Source organism: Bradyrhizobium sp. MI1.10 (assembly GCF_055811035.1).
Map to the genome: position 1 here is coordinate 1 of NZ_JBVVPN010000131.1, position 1,464 is coordinate 1,464.

A 1,464-nucleotide genomic window follows, 5' to 3' on the forward strand; every position below is an offset into this window, starting at 1 on the left:
CTCAGTCAAATCAACGCCGACCACGCCGTACAGCGCGGCTCTGACATCGAAGGTGGGCGCGTTGACCTGCTTGGTCTTGATGCGTGCTCTGGATAGCTTTGCGACAGGTTTTTCCGTTTTGGGGCTCAGCCCTGCGATTAGGACTTCGAGTTTGCGGTCGCAATCCAACATCTTTGCCTGATAGGTGTCGTAAAGTTCCAACGATTGAGTCAGGGCGAAGACATGTTCCTCCCGGTCGTTGCCAACCAGTGCTGCGCGGATTGTCTCAGTCGAAGAATGGCACCGGACGTCCCGGTAGGTTGCCAACACGTCGGGATTGCGCTCGCCTCCAACAATGGCGCGAATGATCCGCATGCCCGTCGCACCGGTGATATCCGAGACGACATGATGGAGTTGGAGGTTCATCTCCATCAGGGCCTTCTGCATATGCTGGATGTGGGCGGCAGCATATTCCACAAGCCGCTCCCGCTGGCGCAGATAGGCCCGCAGGGTCGCAATCTCGGTATCAGGTCGGAAGCTGCCACGTAACAGGCCGTAGGAATGAAGCTGGCGCAACCACGCGGCATCACTCACATCGGTTTTGCGTCCGGGCACGTTCTTGGCGTACCGCGCATTGACCAGAATGACATCAAAGCCGCGCTGCTCTAGGATCTCGTAGACCGGGATCCAGTAGACCCCAGTCGATTCCATCGCAACACTGGTCACGCCGCAAGCCTTAAACCAGTCCGCCAGATCATGCAGGTCTGAAGTGAACGTCCCGAACGTGCGCACCGGGATGTCCACGCTGGCCGGGTTCACCGCGGCCATGTGCATCTTCGAACCAATGTCGATGGCTGCGGCACCAGAGTTGACCGGCTTCAACTCCGGGCGGTTATCAGTCGTCGTCTTGGGCATAGCATCCTCCCTTCAATCGTGAGCAGGAGGGTCTGGGTTATGCCAATCGTCATCTTCCTAATCGGGATCGTCGCCGGAGCGGCGTCACCACTCTCAAGCCCGCATGAACCCATGGACCACGTTTTTTAACGGGGATTGCGCCTCCAATAAGCTGACGGCCGCTACCCTCCCTGCCGCAGAGAATAGCACAAGGCCGTTTCTACCCCGCGCAGGCGTGCAACGGCTCTGGACAGTTTTTTAAAATGTCGCGCTCCATACGCAGCCGCTCGTTCTCCTGGCGCAGGCGGGAGATCTCCGAAGCCTGGTCCGCCGACATCGGCGTCGCCTGCGTGGTGGAGCGCCACGCCGCCGATGCCGGCTCCTGCCGGAGCTTATCTACCCAGCGTCGCAATACCGAGTCGCGCAGACCGAGCTCCTTGGCAACCGCCCCGATCGAGCGACCGCTCGACACCACCAGTTCGGCGGCCTGGCGCTTGTACTCCTCAGTAAACGACCGACGTTGACGTTCCATTCGACACCTCCGGGCTCAACGAGCCTACTACAGGTGTCCACCCATTCGGAGGAGGTTCA

At 59.7% G+C, this 1,464-nt stretch carries 2 protein-coding genes; both read right to left on the reverse strand.

All coding sequences use genetic code 11. From position 1 onward, the window contains the following. Positions 1–894: IS110 family RNA-guided transposase (locus tag AC0L3K_RS40565; RefSeq protein ID WP_473368200.1), on the reverse strand; the 894-nt coding region annotated here is incomplete at its 3' end. A gap of 199 nt (positions 895–1,093) precedes the next feature. Continuing rightward, entirely contained in the window at positions 1,094–1,405 is a 312-nt protein-coding gene (locus AC0L3K_RS40570) for a transposase (RefSeq protein WP_473368201.1), read from the reverse strand. Positions 1,406–1,464 lie beyond the last annotated feature (59 nt).